The sequence below is a fragment of the Paractinoplanes maris genome, assembly GCF_023544465.1.
Classification (GTDB): domain Bacteria; phylum Actinomycetota; class Actinomycetes; order Mycobacteriales; family Micromonosporaceae; genus Actinoplanes; species Actinoplanes maris.
On sequence record NZ_JALPVL010000011.1, the window covers coordinates 274,551 to 292,235 of the forward strand.

Here is a 17,685-nt window from a genome sequence, read left to right on the forward strand (position 1 = left end):
GCGAGCCGGCCCGGGCCGGGCGCTAGTCGTGGGCGATCGCGGCCAGCACGTTGAGGCGGGCCGCCTTGATCGACGGCAGCACCGCCGCCAGGACGCCGACCAGCGCGGCCAGGACCAGGTAAAGGCCCATCTGGGTCCATGGCAGCACCAGATCGGTGATGCCGTCGCTCTCCAGGGCCTGCACCACCGCGGCGCCCAGGCCGGCCCCCACCACCACGCCCAGCAGCGCGCCGAAGACCGAGATCACCACGGCCTCGACCGTCACCATCCGCATCGTCTGGGCCCGGCCCAGGCCGACCGCGCGCAGCAGGCCCAGCTCGCGGGTGCGTTCCAGCACCGACAGGGCCAGCGTGTTGACCACGCCCAGCACCGCGATGAGGATGGCCAGGCCGAGCAGCACCTGCACCATCGTGATGACGGTGTCGAAGGTGCCGGCCTGCTGGTCGATGTAGCTGCTGCGGTCGGTCGCGGCGACCTCGGGGCTGTCGGCCACCAGCGCCTTGATCTGCGGCAGCACCCCGGCCATGGTGGCGCCGTCGGCGAGCCGCACGAACCCGAGGAACGGCTGGGTGATGCCGAACTCCTTGGTCGCGGCGGCCGGCAGCATGTAGCTGCCCGGGATCGCGTCCTCGTCGTAGGTCGCGACGATCGAGTATGTGTGCTCCTCACCCCGCGGCAGTTGCACCTTCACGGCGTCGCCCGTCCCCCAGCCGTTCTCGGCCGCCTCCTGCGTGCTCACGGCCATCTGGTCGGACTTCAGGGCGGGCAGGGCCGGCGACCCGTACGCGTCGGCCAGCTCGGCCAGGTCGTCGGTGGCGTTCACATAGGTGCGCTTCCCGTCGACCACCGCCTGGTCGTTCCACACCCCGGCCGCCGCCCGGACGCCGGGAACGGCCCCCGCCTGGGCCAGCACGGCGTCGTCGAACGTGGGCGGGCGCGGCCCGTTCTGGTCGCCGCCGATGACGATCTCGGCCTTGACCGTGCTCTCGGCCTGCGCGGCCAGGCTCGACTTGGCCGAGTCCATCACCACGGTCACGCCGGTGACCAGCGCGATGCCGACCATCAGGGCGGCCGCGGTGATCGCCGTACGCCGCGGGTTGCGGCCCGAGTTGAGCCGGCCCAGCCGCCCGGGCACCGACCACGAGAACAACCGGCCCAGCCCGGCCACGACCGGCTTGGAGATCAGCGGCGTCAGCAGCGCGACCCCGATGAACGTGACCAGCACCCCGCCCAGGATCAGCCACAGCGAGCTGGTCCCGTAGAGCCCGACGCCCAGCATGGTCGCGCCGGCCGCGCCGATCACCGCGCCGGTGACCGTGACCCGGGTGAGCGGCCGGTCGGGGGTGGCGACGTCCTGCATCGCGGCGATCGGCGAGATCCGCGAGGCCCGCAGGGCCGGCAGCACCGCCGCGACCACGGTCACCACCACGCCCACGATCAGCGAGCTCAGGATCGCGGCGAGCGGGACGCCCACCGGTGCCGGGTCGAGCCCGCCGCTCATCGAGCCGAACAGCGTGACCAGCAGCGCGCCCACGCCGACCCCGGCACCCAGGCCGAGCACGGCGGCGATCACCCCGATCACCAGCGCCTCGATCAGCACCGAGTTGATCACCTGGCGGCGGCCGGCGCCGAGCGCGCGCATCAGCGCCAGCTCGCGGGTCCGCTGGGCCACGATGATCGAGAACGTGTTGAGGATCAGGAACGTGCCCACGAACAGGGCCACCCCGGCGAACCCGAGCAGGATGTTGTTGAAGAAGCTCAGCGCCTCCTTGAACTCGGCCGAGCTGTCGGCGGCCAGCTGCTCACCGGTCTTGACGTCGTAACCCCCGCCGACCTGGGCGGCGATCCGATCCCGTACGTCGGAGGGTTTCGCGCCGTCGTCGGTGCGCACGGTGATCTGGGTGAAGACGCCGGTCTCGCCCAGCATCGAGCGCTGCGCCACCGGCTCGGTGAACGCGACCTCCTGGACCCCGCCGATGCTGTCCCGGCCCTCGGTGTAACCCCAGACGCCGACCAGCGTGAACGTCTTCTTCGGCAGCTGGGTGAGCACCCCCACCCGGTCGCCGACCTTGATGCCGGCCGCCTTGGCGACGGCCTCGTTCACCGCGATCTCGGTGTCCTTCTCGGGTCCGCGGCCCTGGCGCATCTGCATGATGTCGTCGGTGCCGACCCAGTTCATGCCGATCCGCGGCGGCCCGTAACTGGTCACCACCTTGCCGTCCGAGCCGATCACCCGGGCGCCGTCGGTGGCCACCACGCCGGTGGCCTGCCGCACCCCGGGCACCTGGCGCACGGACTGCACAACCGCCGCCGGCAGCGGCGTCTCGACCTGCTCACCCTCCATCTCGGACACGTCGATCTTCGGCTTGGCCTTGACCGCCACGTCGGTGGTCGCGTATCCCTCGGTGAACAGCTTGTCGAAGGTGCGCCCCAGCGTGTCCGTCGTGACAAAGGCGCCGGCGACGAACATGACGCCGAGCACGACGGCCAGGCCGGAGAGCACCAGCCGCAGCTTGCGGGCCAGCAGACTCTTCAGCGTCGCGCGCAGCATCAGACCAGCACCTCCCCGGCCTTCATCTGCTCGAGCACCGACTCGGGGGTCGGATTGTCGAGCTCGGCGACGATCTCGCCGTCGGCCAGGAAGACGACGCGGTCGGTGTAGCCGGCGGCCACCGGGTCGTGGGTGACCATGACGATCGTCTGCCCGTGCTCCATCACGCTGCTGCGCAGGAACGCCAGGATCTCGGCGCCGGCCTTGGAGTCGAGGTTGCCGGTGGGCTCGTCGGCGAAGATGACGTCGGGCCGGCTCATCAGCGCCCGGGCGCACGCCACCCGCTGCTGCTGGCCGCCGGAGAGCTGGCTGGGCCGGTGGCCGAGCCGGTCACCCAGGCCGACCGTGCCGATCACCGTGTCCCACCACTGCGGATCGGGCTTGCGGCCGGCGATGTCGAGCGGCAGCCGGATGTTCTCGGCCGCGGTCAGCGTCGGCAACAGGTTGAACTGCTGGAAGATGAAGCCGACACGGTCGCGGCGCAGCCGGGTCAGGGCCTTGTCGCCCAGGCCGGTGACCTCGGTGCCGCCGATGTGCACCGTGCCCCGGGTGACCGTGTCCAGACCGGCCAAGCAATGCATGAGCGTGGATTTGCCGCTGCCCGACGGGCCCATGATGGCGGTGAACTTGCCACGCTCGAAGCTCGCGCTCACCCCGCGCAGCGCGACCACTTGTGCCTCGCCCTTGCCGTACACCTTCCAGACATCGTCGGCGCGTGCCGCCTTTGTCCCGATCATCTCTGCCCCCTGGTCGTGGTTTCCGCTGGGGTCAGTGTTCCGTCGTGACGGCGGGCTGACGTCAGCCCAGCGGCGTACGCGTACGCGGAGATTCGGGTCCGGGAAGCACCCAGGGTGCTCTCAGGGTCGACCCTGAGATGTCACGGTGACGCCGATTGACACTTGACTGACGTCATGAGTGACGTCATAGTGGAGTCATGGATTTGACGCGGTACCTCGAAACGCTCCGGGCGGACCTCGCCGCCGCCGCGGCGCCGGCCGGCCCCGAGACCGTCCGGGCGGCCGAGCTGCTCGGGCACTCCCTCGAGTCGTCGGCCCGGCTGGCGCTGCTCGAGGCGCTGTCCGACGCGGCCGCCGAGATCACCACGCGGCTGCCCGACGCCAGCGTCGAGGTCCGGCTGCGCGGCCGCGAGGCCGACCTGGTGGTCAGCCACCACGTGCCCGTGCCCCCCGAGCCGCCGGTCCCGGCCACGCCCCCCACCCCACCCGGGCCGCCCGACGGTGACCTGACCCGGCTCACCCTGCGGATGCCCGAGGCGCTCAAGACCCACGTCGAGCAGACCGCGGCGGCCGAGGGCGTCTCGGTCAACGCGTGGCTGGTGCGTGCGGTGACCGCGGCCGTCAACGCCCCCATGCCCCCGCCGTTCCCGCCGCCGCCGTTCGGGCCCGGCCCCCACCCCAAGCGGGTGACCGGCTACTTCCAGGCCTGATCCCGGCCCCCGTTGACTCTGACCCTCGGTGAGGGTCGAGCCTCGTCCGCATGCCCGAAAAACGGCAGGAAAGAGACCCCTCATGTACGAGTTCCAGCACCCCACCCCGGTCACCGTCGCCCTGTACGCCCGCACCGGGGTCGTCCGGCTGCACGCCGAGGACCGCGACGACATCCAGGTCACCGTCGAGCCGATGGACGACAACGACAACTCCCGCGAGGCAGCCGAGAGCACACCGGTCGTCCTCGAGGGCGACACCCTGGTCGTCGGGGACCGCAGCACCATCTCGTGGTCGCTGCGGCGCACCCCCAAGCTGGCCATCACGGTCCGCGTCCCGTCCGGCAGCTCCCTGGACGGCCGGAGCGCCTCGGCCGAGGTCGCCGCCACCGGCACCTGGAACGCGGTGAAGCTCGACGTCGCCTCGGCCGGCGTCCAGATCGACGGCATCGCCGGCGACGCCCAGCTCGACAGTGCCAGCGGCGACCTGAACGTCGGCCCGGTCGGCGGCTCCCTGCGCCTCAGCGTCGCCTCCGGCGACGTCCGCGTCGGCGACGTCACAGGTGACGTCACCGTCAAGTCGGCGAGCGGCGATCTGCGCCTGGCCGGGGTCGACGGGCAACTGCTGGCCTCGACCGCCTCGGGTGACGTCCGCGTCGGCCGCCTCCGCGAGGGCCGCAGCCAGATCAAGACGGCGTCGGGTGACGTCCAGGTCGGCATCGAGGCCGGTGCCGGCGTGTGGCTGGACGTGAGCACCGCCTCGGGCCGCACGATCACCGACCTCACCCAGCAGGGCATCGCCCCGCCCGCCTCCGGCGGCCCGACCATCGAACTGACCGTCCGCACCGCCAGCGGCGACATCCACCTGCACCGCGCCACCACCGAGAGGAAGGCCGCCTGATGCTGCCCGACAACCGTTTCGGCCTGGAGAGCTCCGCCCGCCGCCGCCTCACCGCCGCCCGCAAGCGCGCCGGCCGCTTCACCCCGCCCGACTGGCCGGTGAGCCGCGGCCCCACCCCCAACCCCCGGCGCTCCGACTGACCCGCCCCGAGCGGGCCCCGCCTCTCGCACCCGGCCATTCGCGCCGGGTGCGATGGTCGTGTCAGGCGCCCGGCTTGACCAGGCCCGTCTCGTAGGCGAGGACCACCGCCTGGGTGCGGTCGCGCAGGCGCAGCTTGGTCAGGACGTGACCGACGTGGGTCTTGATGGTGGTCTCGCTCACCTGCAGACCGGCGGCGATCTCGGCGTTGGAGTGACCGCGGGCCACGTGGACGAGGACTTCGCGCTCGCGGTCGGTCAGGGTGTCCAGCTTGGACGACGTGGTGGTCTCGGGGGCGGGCAAGGCCTCGGCCACCCGGGTCAGGATGCGGGCCAGCACCGGGGGAGTGATGACGGCACCGCCGCCCGCGATCGCCCGCACCGCGGCGACGAGCTCGCCGGCCGGGGCGGTCTTGCCCAGGTAGCCGGCCGCGCCCGCCGCGATCGCAGCCAGCGCGTCCTCGTCGGTGTCGTGGTCGGTGAGGATCAGCACCCGCACCGGCAGGCCGGCGGCGCTGACCGCTCGCGTGACGCCCAGCCCGTCGACGCGGGGCAGCGCCAGATCGGTGATCAGCACATCGGGCAGCAGCCGCCGGGCCAGGTCGATCGCCTCGCCGCCGTCCCCGGTCTCACCCGCGATCACGATGTCGCGGTGAGCCGCCGCGCCGGCCGGGGAGCGGTCAGCCGCCGCGCCGGCCGGGGAGCGGTCAGCCGCCGCGTCGGCCGGGGAGCGATCAGCCGCCGCGTCGGCTGGCAAGCGGTGAGCCGCCGCGTCGGTCGGTCGGCCGTCGGCGGCTGCGGCGTCGCCCTGTGCTGTCAGGGCTGCGCGCAGGCCGGAGCGCTGCATGGGGGCCGCGTCGGCCAGCAGGACCCGTAGCGGGCGTGGTGCGGTCACCGGGCGGCCTCGGGACACGTGCGGGGCATGGCGGCCACCCTAGGGGGGTCAGGCCAGGCGGTCGTCGTCGGCCGGGCCGGTCTGCAGCGGCGCGGCCGGGGCGACAGGGTAGGGCGGCGGTGTGCCGCCGAAGGTCGGGCACAGCGCCTGGTGGCTGCACCAGCCGCACAGGCGGCTGGGCTTGGGCAGGAAATTCTGCTCGGCCTTGGCCCGCTCGATGGCCTGGGAGAGCGCGACTAGCGTGCGCTCGAAGCGCTCCAGCTCCTCGGCGTCGGGACTGTAGTCGCAGACCTCGGCGTCTTTCAGATAGACCAGGCGCAGCACCCGGGGCACGACGCCGCGGGTGCGCCACAGCACCAGCGCGTAGAACTTCAGCTGGAACAGGGCCCGGCCCTCGAACGCCTCGCGCGGCGCCCCGCCGGTCTTGTAGTCGACCACCCGCAGGTCACCGGCCGGTGAGACGTCGAGCCGGTCGATGTAGCCGCGGATCAGCAACTCGTCGTCGACCAGCGTGGAGACCAGCGTCTCGCGCTCGGCCGGCTCGAGCCGGCGAGGATCCTCCACCGCGAAATAGCCGGGCAGCAGCGCCTGGGCACCGGCCAGGAAGGCGGCCAGCCGGTCGTGCTCGCCGGCCGAACCACCGAGGCCGCCGGTCGCGTCGACCTCGGCCGAGGCGGCGGCCGGGTCGACCAGCCGCCCGGCAACGCCGGCGGCGTCGAGCAGGGTGGGCTGGGCCGGCTCGCGGGTGGCGGCGGCGAAGATCTCCGCCAGCTCCGGCTCCTCGGCCAGCAGGCGCTCCCACGACGGGGCGACCAGCGCGGCGGCGGCCTCGGGCGTGCGGTCGGCGGCGGGCAGGTCGAACAGCGTCTCGAGCACGGCGTGGACCAGGGTGCCGCGGACCTGGTCGGCGGTCGGCTGCTCGGGCAGGCGGTCGACCGTGCGGAAACGGAACAGCAGCGGGCAGGTCTTGAAGTCGGCCGCGCGTGACGGTGACAGCGAGGGACCCGTGTGCGGGGCCGGTGGATCAGCCGGGGAGGCGGGGGAGACCGTCGGTGCTGTCATGGGGAAGAGGCTAGGGCAGGGGTACGACAAAACGCGCTCCGGGACTTCCCAGGACGACTCCGTAGCATCAATGCCGTGAATGACAGCGCGGCGAGCAGCAACGGGGCGAGGCAGCGGCGGCGACCGGGCCGTCCGGCCCGCCCGGTCGGCCACGTGCTGGGCATCCCGATCTTCGTCAACGGGTCGATGATCCTGCTCGCGGTGCTGGTCACTGTCGTCTACGGCAACTATGTGCGCGGTCAGCTCGATCTGCCCGAGTTGGTGGCCTACCTGGTCGGGTTCGGCTTCGTCGTCTGCCTGCTCGGCTCGGTGCTGCTGCACGAGCTCGGGCACGCGCTCACCGCCCGCCGGTTCCGGATCGGGGTCCGCGGGATCACGCTGGAACTGCTCGGCGGCTGGACCGAGATGGACCGCGACGCCCCCACCCCGCGCGTCGACGCCCTGGTCAGCCTGGCCGGGCCGGCCGTCAGCCTGGTCCTGGGCGGCATCGCCACCGCCGCCTTCCTGGCGCTGCCCGACCGCACGATGGCCGGGCAGATCGCCTTCCAGCTGGCCGCCAGCAACGTGCTGGTGGCCATCTTCAACGTCCTGCCGGGTCTGCCCCTCGACGGTGGCCGGGCCCTGCGCGCGGGCCTGTGGGCGTTGCTCAAGGACCGTAACCGGGCCACCGAGGTGGCCGGCTGGGCCGGCCGGTTCATCGCGTTCGGCACCGGCATGACCGCGTTCTGGTTCTACCGCCTGGGCACGCTGACCCTGGTCGGGCTGCTCTTCGTGCTGCTGGTGGTCTTCACCCTGTGGCAGGGCGCCGGCCAGTCGATCCGGCTGGCCCGGATGACCCGCCGGTTCCCGCTGGTCGACCTGGCCGGGCTGACCCGGCCGCTGCTCACGGTGCCGGCCGGCACCCCGCTGGGCGAGGCCCAGCGGCGCCGCTCGCAGGACCCGCGGCCCAACGTGGTGCTGGCCGTGTCGGACTCGGCCGGTAACCTCACCGCACTGGTCGATCCGGTCGCCGCCGAGCGCGTCCCGGTCGACCGGCGCCCGTGGGTGGCCGTCGACAGCGTGTCCCGTTCGCGCGACGCCGTGCCCGCGCTGCCGCTGGGTCTCAGCGGCGAGCAGGTCGTGCGCGCGTTGCAGGCGCACCCTGCCGCGCAATACGTGGTCACCTCGGGCGAGGATGTGGTGGGGGTTCTGCGGGTGGGTGATGTCGCCCAGGTGCTGGAGCCCCGCCGTGCCGGACCCGTGAAGCAGAGAGAGAAGTAGTGACCATTACGCCAGTCACCCCCGTCGACGAGTCGCAGCCCGCACACCGCGGGCCGTTCCGGGCGGGTGACCGCGTCCAGCTCACCGACCCCAAGGGTCGCATGCACACGATCGTGCTCGAGCCGGGCAAGTCCTACCACACCCACCGCGGCGCGCTCGAGCACGACGCCCTGATCGGCCTGCCCGACGGCAGCGTCGTCACCTCCACGGGCAACACGGCCTACCTCGCCCTGCGCCCGCTGCTCAGCGACTACGTGCTCTCCATGCCGCGCGGCGCCCAGGTGATCTATCCGAAGGACGCGGCCCAGATCGTCGCCATGGGTGACATCTTCCCGGGGGCCAAGGTGCTCGAGGCCGGCGTCGGCTCGGGGGCGCTGACCTGCTCGTTGCTGCGCGCCGTGGGCACCAGCGGCGAGCTCCACTCGTACGAGTTGAGGGACGATTTCGCGGCGATCGCCCGCAAGAACGTGGAGTCGTTCTTCGGCGGCCCGCACCCGGCCTGGCACCTGCACTCCGGTGACGTCGCGGGCAACGCCGAGACCGGTTTCGACCGGATCGTCCTCGACATGCTGACGCCGTGGGAGGCCCTCGACATGGTCGAGCGGGCCCTGGTCCCCGGTGGGGTCTTCGTCGGCTACGTGGCCACCACGCCGCAGCTGTCCGAGCTGGTCGAGGCGCTGCGCGAGCGGGGCGGCTGGACCGAGCCGCGGGCCTGGGAGTCGCTGGTGCGCGACTGGCACGCCGAGGGCCTGGCCGTCCGCCCCGACCACCGGATGATCGCGCACACGGCGTTCCTGGTCTCGGCCCGCAAGCTCGCGCCCGGCGTCACCGCCCCGCCGCGGCGCCGCAAACCCAGCAAGGGCGCCGAGGCGTACGCGTTGCGGCGCGCGGCCCAGGCGGCGCTGGCCGCCGCGGCCGGGCTGGACGCCGCCGAGCTCGACGCCGGCATCGCCTCCGGGATCGAAGAAGATACACCGGACGAGGCCGTCGTGGACCGCTCACCGATCGAATGAGACCTCCTGGCTCTGGAGATGTGACGAGGCGCGCGGGGTTCGGGTAGCTTCCAGTTCGGCAGTGGCACGGCTCGGGGAGGATCGGGTGGGCGCGATGAGTTCTCCGCCGTTCGGCGGCAGCAACGAGATGCCGGCGGTCTTCCCCGACTGGTCGCCCTACCAGGATCTCGATTCCGCCGCCCGGGCCTACCTGCGTGACCCCGAGGTGGCGCTGGACGCCCTGTTCGGGGTGCTCCGCGGGGCGTCGGTCCTCTGCTTCACGCTCGAGCGCTTCGTCAACGAGGTCAACGGCGTCTGGCAGGAGGTCGTCATCTGTGACGGCAGCCGCCTGGTGCTCTGGCACGGCGAGGACGTGGCGCCCGGCGACGGCCCGGTCGGGTCGATGACCTCGTCGTTGCGGGTGGTGCCGCTGTCCACGGTCACCGAGGTCGGCTGCCGGCGGCGGCTGACCCGCACCTCCAACGGTCAGGCCCGGGTCGACAGCATCGACGTCTACCTGCTGCTGAGCTCGGTCGACGACGCCGTGCCGCCGCCCGGCATGGACGAGGCCGAGTCGCGCACGACCATCCGGCACGACGCGCTGCGCTTCGGCAAGACCCTGGACGACGGCGGACCCGGACAAATCGCCCGTCTGGAGGAGTTCTCGCGCGTCGTGGCCTCTCTGGTCGGCCGCCCCACTTTGTAGGCGGGGTCACCGATTTCCGTCGCCGGAGGCGTTTCGCAGGGTTTCGGGCGTGTGACTTTTTTCTTTCTCGGGCGGGGCCGCATCGACCGTGGCGAGGATCGGCCCCGCTCTCCGCCGCACCGGCCTTCCCCCGTACGCCAGGAGGGCTCTGGCGCCCCAGCAGGCGGGGCCCGGGCCAGGCAAAAGACACTGGCGGCCGCGGATCCGGGGCGGAGTACCCCGATACGCCCCACCGGCCGGAAACGGACCCGCCCGACCGTACCGTGACCCTCCGACAAACTCCTTGCCAGGACCGGCCGAATGGATCAAGACTCGGTGACGAGGGTGTTGCATGGGTCGAAATCCGGTCCGCAGCGGCTAGTGTTATCCCAAGACGTTCGAGCCCCCGGGGAGGTGGGACGTGGCACGCAGCGACGAGGCGGACAACCGCGCCGCACGTTGGGAAAAAGAGGCCAACGATCTCTCCAGCCAGGTCGCGTTCCTGCAGGAGGAACTCGCCCTCGTTAGGCGGAAGTTGACCGAGAGCCCACGACACGTCCGGCAGCTCGAGGAACGGCTCGCGGCAACGCAGGCGCAGCTGGCCCGACTGACCGAGAACAACGACCGGCTCGTGGCGACCCTCAAGGAAGCCCGAGCCCAGATCGTCACTCTCAAGGAAGAGATTGACCGGCTCGCCCAGCCGCCCAGCGGCTACGGCGTGTTCCTCACGGCACACGAGGACGGCATCGTCGATGTCTTCACCGGCGGTCGCAAGCTCCGCGTGGCGGTCTCCCCGTCCCTCGAGGTCGAGGAGCTCCAGCGCGGGCAGGAGGTGCTGCTCAACGACGCGCTCAACGTCGTCGACGCGTTCGGCTTCGAACGCAGCGGCGAGGTGGTGACGCTCAAGGAGGTCCTCGCGGGCCCCGACGGCCAGCGTGGCGACCGTGCTCTGGTCGTCTCGCACGCCGACGAGGAGCGCATCGTTCTCCTGGCCGACTCGCTCGAGATCTCCAAGCTGCGCGCGGGCGACTCGCTGATGATCGAGCCGCGTTCGGCCTACGCCTACGAGCGCATCCCCAAGAGCGAGGTCGAGGAGCTCGTTCTCGAGGAGGTCCCCGACGTCGACTACACCGACATCGGTGGCCTGCACTCGCAGATCGAGCAGATCCGCGACGCCGTCGAGCTGCCGTTCCTGCACGCCGACCTGTTCCGGGAGCACCAGCTGCGCCCGCCCAAGGGCATCCTGCTCTACGGCCCGCCCGGCTGTGGCAAGACCCTGATCGCCAAGGCGGTCGCCAACTCGCTGGCGAAGAAGATCGCCGAGCGGCGCGGCGAGGAGAAGCACACCAGCTACTTCCTCAACATCAAGGGCCCCGAACTGCTGAACAAGTACGTGGGTGAGACCGAGCGGCACATCCGCCTGGTCTTCCAGCGGGCTCGGGAGAAGGCCGGCGAGGGCACCCCGGTGATCGTGTTCTTCGACGAGATGGACTCGATCTTCCGGACCCGTGGCTCCGGTGTCTCCAGCGACGTGGAGAACACGATCGTTCCCCAGCTCCTCAGCGAGATCGACGGCGTCGAGGGCCTGGAGAACGTCATCGTGATCGGCGCGTCCAACCGGGAAGACATGATCGACCCGGCGATCCTGCGCCCCGGCCGACTCGACGTGAAGATCAAGATCGAGCGTCCGGACGCCGAGGCCGCGAAGGACATCTTCGGTAAGTACATCCTGTCCGACCTGCCGCTGAGCACCGACGACCTGAACGAGCACGGCAACGACCGTGACGTCACCGTGGCCGCGATGATCGAAGCAGTCGTCCTGAGGATGTACACCGAGACCGAGGAGAACCGCTTCCTCGAGGTCACCTACGCCAACGGTGACAAGGAAGTCCTCTACTTCAAGGACTTCAACTCGGGCGCCATGATCCAGAACATCGTGGACCGCGGCAAGAAGATGGCCATCAAGGAGTTCCTCACCTCCGGCAAGAAGGGGCTGCGCCTGCAGCACCTGCTCGACAGCTGCGTCGACGAGTTCCGCGAGAACGAAGACCTCCCCAACACGACCAACCCCGACGACTGGGCCCGCATCTCCGGCAAGAAGGGCGAGCGGATCGTCTACATCCGCACGCTCGTCTCCGGCGGCAAGGGCGCCGAGGCCGGCCGCTCCATCGAGACGGCCAGCAACACCGGTCAGTACCTGTAGCAGTCGCTTCGCCAGCGCGGGCCGGGGGTTTCCCCCGGCCCGCGCTGTCGTTGCACCCGGCATGAGAAGGCTCGCCTGGCTCGATGCCCTCCGCGGGCTGGCCGCGATCACCGTCGTCCTGTTCCACCTGAGCCCCCAGGTGATCGGCGACGACGCGCACCTGGCGGTGATGCGGCACATCGACCTGGGAAAATACGCGGTGCTGCTGTTCTTCCTGGTCAGCGGATACGTCATCCCGATGTCGCTGGAACGGCACGGCTCCCTGCGGCGGTTCTGGATCGGCCGGCTCTGCCGCGTCTACCCCGCCTACCTGGTCACGATCGCCCTGTTCGCGGTGCTGGCCGGGGCCGGGCTGCTGCACTGGCCGGGCTCCCTGCGGGCCGAGACGGGCGCCGGCGTCCTCGCCCACGTGACGATGATGCCCGACCTGGTCGGCGTGCGCGGGGTCGTGCGGGTGTTCTGGACCCTGACGTACGAGATGGTCTTCTACCTGATCGTGGCCGGGCTCCACACCCTGCGGCAGCACCGGCACAGCGCCTGGTACGCCGGTGGGCTGGCGCTGGTGGCCCTGCTCGGCGGGACGCACCTGCCCGACGCCCTCCTCGGGAGCTCCTGGGCCGACCGTCGCGCCCTGGCCGCCGTACTGGTGCTGCTGGTGATTCTGACCCTGACCCTCCAGATCAGAGCGTCGACGGCCGGCGGGATCGGCGTGCTCTTCGTGCTGCTGCCGGCACTCAACGGACACCCGAGCGCGGCCAGCACGGTCACCTCGTCGCGGCAGGCGCTGATCATCCTGGCCGTCATGTTCGCGGGCACGGTGATCTACCGATGGCAGCACGGGCAGATCGGGCCGACCGCCGGCCTCGCCGCACTGGTCACCGTCACGCTCGGTCTCCTCGACACCCAGCGGATCGCCACGGTCCTCGCCGTGATCGCGACCTTCCTCGCGGCGTACATTTTTCGCACCAGCGCGATGCCGCGGGCGCTGACCTGGCTCGGCCGCGTCAGCTACTCGCTGTATCTGCTGCACGTGATGGTGCTCTTCATGATCCCGCGCGTCGTCCCGGAGCTTGGGACACGACCCCTGCCCATCCGCGTCGCGACCGGCCTGACGTACGTGGCGATCGTCCTCATTCTGGCCGCCCTGTCGTACCGGATGGTGGAACGCCCCGGTCAGGCGCTCGGCCGGTCCCTGCTCCACCCCATCGGCAAGCCTCGATCGTCACCACCCAGAGTGCCGCAACCGGCACAAGGCGGGGCGATATCACGAGCCGGAGCGTCTAGGCTCGATACATGAGCAACAGGGGCAACGTGGCAGGCGGGGTGGTCGCATGAGCGTTCGACGGATTATGGGCACCGAGGTCGAGTACGGCATCAGCGTCCCCGGGCAGCCCGGCGCCAACCCGATGGTCACCTCCTCACAGGTCGTCAACGCCTACGGAGCTCGACCGGAGCTCAACCGCAACGGACGCGCCCGGTGGGACTACGAAGAAGAGTCACCGCTGCGCGACGCGCGCGGCTTCACCTACTCCGGTGCCGCCTACGACCCGGCCGACGCCCTCGCCGACGAAGACCTCGGCCTGGCCAACGTGATACTGACCAACGGTGCCCGCCTCTACGTCGACCACGCCCACCCCGAATACAGCACCCCCGAGTGCACCAACCCGCTCGACATCGTCAAATGGGACAAGGCCGGCGAGCGCGTGATGGCCGAGGCCTCCCGCCGCGCCGCCACCATCCCGGGCACCCACCGCATCCAGCTCTACAAGAACAACACCGACAACAAGGGCGCGTCGTACGGGTCCCACGAGAACTACCTGATGCGGCGCCAGACCCCGTTCGCCGACATCGTCGCCCACCTCACGCCGTTCTTCGTCACCCGGCAGATCTTCACCGGCGTCGGCCGGGTCGGCCTCGGGCAGGACGGCTCCGGCTCCGGCTTCCAGATCAGCTCCCGGGCCGACTTCTTCGAGGTCGAGGTCGGCCTCGAGACGACGCTCAAACGGCCGATCATCAACACCCGCGACGAACCCCACTCCGACGCCGACAAATACCGCCGGCTGCACGTCATCATCGGCGACGCCAACCTGTCCGAGATCGCCACCTACCTCAAGATGGGCACCACCTCGCTGGTGCTCAACATGATCGAGGAAAAGGTGTTCAGCGGCGACCTCGGCATCGCCGACCCGGTCAGCGAGCTCAAGGCGGTCAGCCACGACCCGTCGCTCCAGCACCTCATCCGGCTGCGCGACGGACGCAAGCTCACCGCGCTCGACCTGCAGTGGGCCTACTACGAGCGAGCCCGCCAGTTCGTCGACGAGCGCGAGGGCGACGACGCCGACGAGCAGACCCAGGACGTGCTCAACCGGTGGGAGGACACGCTGGACAAGCTCGGCCGGGACCCGATGGAATGCGCGGACACCCTCGACTGGGTGGCCAAACTGCGGCTGCTCGAGGGCTACCGCGAGCGCGAAAGCCTCGGCTGGTCGTCACCGAAACTCCAACTCGTCGACCTGCAGTACGCGGACGTCCGGCCCGAGAAGGGGCTCTACCACCGGCTGGTCGCGCGCGGGTCGATGAAGACGCTGCTCGAGCCGGAGGACGTGCAGCGGGCGATGGCCCAGCCGCCGGAGGACACCCGGGCCTACTTCCGGGGCCGGTGCCTGGCCCAGTACGCGTCCGAAGTGGTCGCGGCCAGCTGGGACTCGGTCATCTTCGACGTCGGGCGCGAGTCGCTCGTGCGGGTTCCGATGATGGAGCCCGAGCGGGGGACCAAGAAGCACGTGGGTGCGCTGTTCGACAAGTGCGAGAGCGCGAAGGATCTCCTCGAAGTCATCACCGCGCGCTGAGTGGTTTTGTCATAACCGCGAGGTAGGTTTTTCCCAACCCGATGTCACAGGCTTCGGGTGGCTGAGAAGGGGGACACCGATGGCAACTCGGGACAGCGGCGGTCAGTCGCAGTCGGGCAAGGGCCGGCAGGACGAGGAAGTCCAGGACGCCACCGTCGAGGCCAACCCGGAGGTGGCCGAGAGGCACGCCGAGATCACTGAGGACGTCGACGATCTGCTCGACGAAATCGACTCCGTTCTCGAAGAAAATGCGGAGGAGTTTGTCCGCGGATACGTACAAAAAGGGGGTCAGTGACGGTATGTCCGATTTGCCGGAACGGGAGGACGGCGTTCGGATGTGTCGGGACTGCGGTGCAATCAAGCCGCTCACTGACTTTCACGTAAGTACCAAGCGCGAAGGCGGACGCGGCAGCTATTGCAAGCCCTGCTTCAACGAGCGCTCAAAGAAGAGCTACGCGAAGCGGCTGGTTGAGCGTGAAGGCCGTCAGGTTCGGGAGAGTATTCCGGTGCCTGACGGCCACCGCTATTGCCCTGACTGTGAATCCGTCAAATCGCTCGAGGAGTTCCCGCGGAGCAAGGCAGGGCGCAACGGCCGTGGTGGCTACTGCAAGCCATGCCACAACGCTCGCGGTCGGGAGTCCAAGCAACGGCTGTATGGCGGCACCCGTGAGTACCATCTTCGCGCGCGATACGGCATCGGGCAGGTTGAGTTCGACGACCTGTTGTGGCGGCAGGGTGGAGTGTGCGCGATCTGCCGGGCGCCGGACCCTCAACACGTCGATCACGATCATCGCACCGGCGCGGTACGCGGGATATTGTGCTTCAACTGCAACGGCGGCCTGGGGCAGTTCCGGGACAACCAGGACTACCTCGCCGGCGCGATCGAATATTTGAAGGGAACCACGTGGCAAAGGACTTTGATCCATCCGGGCGTGTACCGGATTACTACGTCAATGCGGGAACGTCCTCCTTCACGCAGTTCCTGACACACGCTTCCCCCGAGTTGCTGCCCGGCCGCCGGCCGCTGCCGCCGGGCCTGTCGGCTGACATCGCGCCGCACGGCACGACGATCGTGGCGATCGCGACCGCCGACGGTGTCGTGATGGGTGGCGACCGGCGCGCGACCATGGGCAACCTGATCGCCAGCCGGGACATCGAGAAGGTGCATCCGGCCGACTCGTATTCGTTGATCGGCATCGCCGGGACGGCGGGTATCGGCATCGAGCTGATGCGCTTGTTCCAGGTCGAGCTGGAGCACTACGAGAAGATCGAGGGCACGATGCTCTCGACCGACGGTAAGGCGAACCGTCTGGCCGGCATGGTGCGCGGCAACCTGGGCGCGGCGATGCAGGGTCTGGCTGTGGTGCCGTTGTTCGCCGGTTACGACCTGTCGGCGACCGACCCGGCGCGGGTGGGGCGCATCTTCAGTTTCGACGTGGCGGGTGGCCTCTACGAGGAGACCGGTTACGACGCGATCGGCTCGGGTTCGTTGTTCGCGAAGTCGTCGATGAAGAAGAAGTACCGCACGGGCATCAGCACCGACGACGCGGTCCGGCTGGCGGTCGAGGCGTTGTACGACGCGGCCGACGACGACACCGCGACGGGTGGTCCCGACCTGACCCGCAAGATCTTCCCGGTGGTGATGACGGCGACGGCCAACGGCACGCACCGTCTGACCGAGGCGGAGATCACCGCGGTGGCCGAGCTGGTGGTCGCCGGGCGCATGGAGAATCCGGGCGGCTGAGTCCGGTTGTTGGTTGCAGCCGAATTCACCAGGGACGAGAGGGAGTAGCCACCCGTGGCCATGCAGTTCTATGCATCACCCGAGCAGGTCCAGCGCGACCGTTCGGAGTACGCCCGTAAGGGCATCGCCCGCGGCCGTTCCGCCGTGGTGCTGACGTATGAGGGCGGCATTCTGCTGGTCGCCGAGAACATCACGACGCTTCGCAAGATCAGCGAGATCTATGACAAGATCGGCTTCGCGGCGGTCGGGCGGTACAACGAGTTCGAGAGCCTGCGCCGCGCCGGCATCCGGATGGCTGATGTCAACGGTTACAGCTATGACCGGCGCGATGTGACCGGGCGGTTCCTGGCCAACGCGTACACGCAGACGCTGGGCGCCATCTTCACCGAGACGCAGAAGCCGTACGAGGTGGAGATCTGCATCGCGCAGGTCGGCTCCTCGCCGGAGACCGATGAGCTGTACCGGATCACGTATGACGGTTCGGTGATGGACGAGCCGGGCTTCATGGCGATGGGTGGCCAGGCCGAGGCGATCTCGAACGTGTTGCGGGAGCGGCACGACGCGTCGGCCGAGTTGCCGCTGGCGCTGGCGCTGGCGGCGCAGGCGCTGGGCAGTGTGGGCGGCGAGAACGGTCAGACGCGCAAGCTCGACCAGAAACAGCTCGAGGTCGCGGTGCTCGACCGGCGGCGCAAGGGCCGGGCGTTCCGGCGTATCCAGGGCCCGGCGTTGATCCAGTTGCTCGAGGGCTTGAAGGACGTGCTGGACAAGGATCTGGGCGGGGTGGACGCGGCTCCGCCGCCGCCTCCGTCCGTCGACAAGCCCACAGTGTCGGCTGCCGCCGAGGAGGACGCGGCCAGCAAGCCTGAGGCCGGCAAGCCCGCGGCCGGTAAGCCTGAGGCCGAGCCGGCCGATCCGGCCGAGCCGGCCGATGGTGTCAACGGCGACGGTTCCTGACGCGATCA

17 protein-coding genes are annotated in these 17,685 nt (G+C 70.3%); 13 read left to right on the forward strand and 4 right to left on the reverse strand.

Translation table 11 applies throughout. The features are described from left to right. Positions 1 to 22: 22 nt before the first annotated feature. Both NAG42_RS30700 and NAG42_RS30705 read right to left on the reverse strand, forming a co-directional pair. Positions 23 to 2,551 carry an ABC transporter permease gene (locus NAG42_RS30700; RefSeq protein WP_250035382.1) on the reverse strand — a complete coding sequence of 843 codons (2,529 nt, stop codon included), beginning with the start codon at positions 2,549 to 2,551 and terminating at the stop codon, positions 23 to 25. Beyond that, positions 2,551 to 3,288: an ABC transporter ATP-binding protein gene (locus NAG42_RS30705; protein ID WP_250035383.1), complete on the reverse strand. Its 738-nt coding sequence runs from the start codon at positions 3,286 to 3,288 to the stop codon at positions 2,551 to 2,553. The genes NAG42_RS30700 and NAG42_RS30705 overlap by 1 nt, the downstream gene beginning before the upstream one ends. A gap of 197 nt (positions 3,289 to 3,485) precedes the next feature. Here NAG42_RS30705 and NAG42_RS30710 point away from each other — a divergent pair, with 197 nt between their 5' ends. The 3 genes from NAG42_RS30710 to NAG42_RS30720 all read left to right on the forward strand — a co-directional run bounded on the left by NAG42_RS30710 (position 3,486) and on the right by NAG42_RS30720 (position 5,036). Next, the gene (locus NAG42_RS30710; RefSeq protein WP_250035384.1) at positions 3,486 to 3,998 is read left to right on the forward strand and encodes a hypothetical protein; all 513 of its coding nucleotides are present in this window, start codon (positions 3,486 to 3,488) and stop codon (positions 3,996 to 3,998) included. Between the two features lie 82 nt (positions 3,999 to 4,080). Then, positions 4,081 to 4,896: a DUF4097 family beta strand repeat-containing protein gene (locus NAG42_RS30715; RefSeq protein ID WP_250035385.1), complete on the forward strand. Its 816-nt coding sequence runs from the start codon at positions 4,081 to 4,083 to the stop codon at positions 4,894 to 4,896. Beyond that, positions 4,896 to 5,036: a hypothetical protein gene (locus NAG42_RS30720; protein WP_250035386.1), complete on the forward strand. Its 141-nt coding sequence runs from the start codon at positions 4,896 to 4,898 to the stop codon at positions 5,034 to 5,036. Before NAG42_RS30715 ends, NAG42_RS30720 begins: the two co-directional genes overlap by 1 nt. 61 nt (positions 5,037 to 5,097) lie before the next feature. Here NAG42_RS30720 and NAG42_RS30725 read toward each other — a convergent pair whose 3' ends face one another. Beyond that, positions 5,098 to 5,928, reverse strand: a complete 831-nt coding sequence (locus NAG42_RS30725; RefSeq protein WP_250035388.1) for a LuxR C-terminal-related transcriptional regulator — start codon at positions 5,926 to 5,928, stop codon at positions 5,098 to 5,100. A 48-nt stretch (positions 5,929 to 5,976) separates the two neighbouring features. Next, a complete protein-coding gene (locus tag NAG42_RS30730) occupies positions 5,977 to 6,990 on the reverse strand; it encodes a RecB family exonuclease (protein WP_250035389.1) in 1,014 nt (337 codons plus the stop codon). Between the two features lie 153 nt (positions 6,991 to 7,143). On the opposite strand from NAG42_RS30730, the gene NAG42_RS30735 reads away from it, so the two are divergent. The 10 genes from NAG42_RS30735 to prcA all read left to right on the forward strand — a co-directional run bounded on the left by NAG42_RS30735 (position 7,144) and on the right by prcA (position 17,677). Continuing rightward, positions 7,144 to 8,250: a site-2 protease family protein gene (locus NAG42_RS30735; RefSeq protein WP_438872479.1), complete on the forward strand. Its 1,107-nt coding sequence runs from the start codon at positions 7,144 to 7,146 to the stop codon at positions 8,248 to 8,250. After that, a complete protein-coding gene (locus NAG42_RS30740) occupies positions 8,250 to 9,263 on the forward strand; it encodes a tRNA (adenine-N1)-methyltransferase (RefSeq protein ID WP_438872467.1) in 1,014 nt (337 codons plus the stop codon). The genes NAG42_RS30735 and NAG42_RS30740 overlap by 1 nt, the downstream gene beginning before the upstream one ends. Positions 9,264 to 9,357: 94 nt before the next feature. Continuing rightward, positions 9,358 to 9,948: a hypothetical protein gene (locus NAG42_RS30745; RefSeq protein ID WP_250003933.1), complete on the forward strand. Its 591-nt coding sequence runs from the start codon at positions 9,358 to 9,360 to the stop codon at positions 9,946 to 9,948. 400 nt (positions 9,949 to 10,348) lie between these two features. Beyond that, positions 10,349 to 12,130, forward strand: coding sequence for a proteasome ATPase (gene arc, locus NAG42_RS30750; RefSeq protein ID WP_250035390.1), 1,782 nt, complete (start codon positions 10,349 to 10,351; stop codon positions 12,128 to 12,130). Between the two features lie 61 nt (positions 12,131 to 12,191). Then, on the forward strand, positions 12,192 to 13,427 hold the full coding sequence (locus NAG42_RS30755) for an acyltransferase family protein (RefSeq protein ID WP_250035391.1): 1,236 nt from the start codon (positions 12,192 to 12,194) through the stop codon (positions 13,425 to 13,427). 34 nt (positions 13,428 to 13,461) lie between these two features. Continuing rightward, entirely contained in the window at positions 13,462 to 14,979 is a 1,518-nt protein-coding gene (gene dop, locus NAG42_RS30760) for a depupylase/deamidase Dop (protein ID WP_369077116.1), read from the forward strand. A gap of 79 nt (positions 14,980 to 15,058) precedes the next feature. After that, entirely contained in the window at positions 15,059 to 15,274 is a 216-nt protein-coding gene (locus NAG42_RS30765; protein WP_250035392.1) for a ubiquitin-like protein Pup, read from the forward strand. A gap of 4 nt (positions 15,275 to 15,278) precedes the next feature. Beyond that, complete coding sequence (locus NAG42_RS30770; protein ID WP_250035393.1) at positions 15,279 to 15,965, forward strand: endonuclease VII domain-containing protein; 687 nt, start codon at positions 15,279 to 15,281, stop codon at positions 15,963 to 15,965. Continuing rightward, positions 15,884 to 16,723 carry a proteasome subunit beta gene (gene prcB, locus NAG42_RS30775; RefSeq protein ID WP_250035394.1) on the forward strand — a complete coding sequence of 280 codons (840 nt, stop codon included), beginning with the start codon at positions 15,884 to 15,886 and terminating at the stop codon, positions 16,721 to 16,723. The genes NAG42_RS30770 and prcB overlap by 82 nt, the downstream gene beginning before the upstream one ends. 54 nt (positions 16,724 to 16,777) lie before the next feature. Continuing rightward, on the forward strand, positions 16,778 to 17,677 hold the full coding sequence (gene prcA / locus NAG42_RS30780; protein ID WP_250035395.1) for a proteasome subunit alpha: 900 nt from the start codon (positions 16,778 to 16,780) through the stop codon (positions 17,675 to 17,677). Positions 17,678 to 17,685: the final 8 nt, after the last annotated feature.

Bases quoted from the DNA above. Each gene is read 5' to 3' on its own strand.
- NAG42_RS30700 (WP_250035382.1), bottom strand. From the start codon at position 2,551: ATGCTGCGCGCGACGCTGAAGAGTCTGCTGGCCCGCAAGCTGCGGCTG.
- NAG42_RS30715 (WP_250035385.1), top strand. From the start codon at position 4,081: ATGTACGAGTTCCAGCACCCCACCCCGGTCACCGTCGCCCTGTACGCC.
- NAG42_RS30770 (WP_250035393.1), top strand. From the start codon at position 15,279: ATGTCCGATTTGCCGGAACGGGAGGACGGCGTTCGGATGTGTCGGGAC.
- NAG42_RS30745 (WP_250003933.1), top strand. From the start codon at position 9,358: ATGAGTTCTCCGCCGTTCGGCGGCAGCAACGAGATGCCGGCGGTCTTC.
- NAG42_RS30755 (WP_250035391.1), top strand. From the start codon at position 12,192: ATGAGAAGGCTCGCCTGGCTCGATGCCCTCCGCGGGCTGGCCGCGATC.
- NAG42_RS30705 (WP_250035383.1), bottom strand. From the start codon at position 3,288: ATGATCGGGACAAAGGCGGCACGCGCCGACGATGTCTGGAAGGTGTAC.
- dop (WP_369077116.1), top strand. From the start codon at position 13,462: ATGAGCGTTCGACGGATTATGGGCACCGAGGTCGAGTACGGCATCAGC.
- NAG42_RS30765 (WP_250035392.1), top strand. From the start codon at position 15,059: ATGGCAACTCGGGACAGCGGCGGTCAGTCGCAGTCGGGCAAGGGCCGG.
- NAG42_RS30710 (WP_250035384.1), top strand. From the start codon at position 3,486: ATGGATTTGACGCGGTACCTCGAAACGCTCCGGGCGGACCTCGCCGCC.
- NAG42_RS30730 (WP_250035389.1), bottom strand. From the start codon at position 6,990: ATGACAGCACCGACGGTCTCCCCCGCCTCCCCGGCTGATCCACCGGCC.
- NAG42_RS30720 (WP_250035386.1), top strand. From the start codon at position 4,896: ATGCTGCCCGACAACCGTTTCGGCCTGGAGAGCTCCGCCCGCCGCCGC.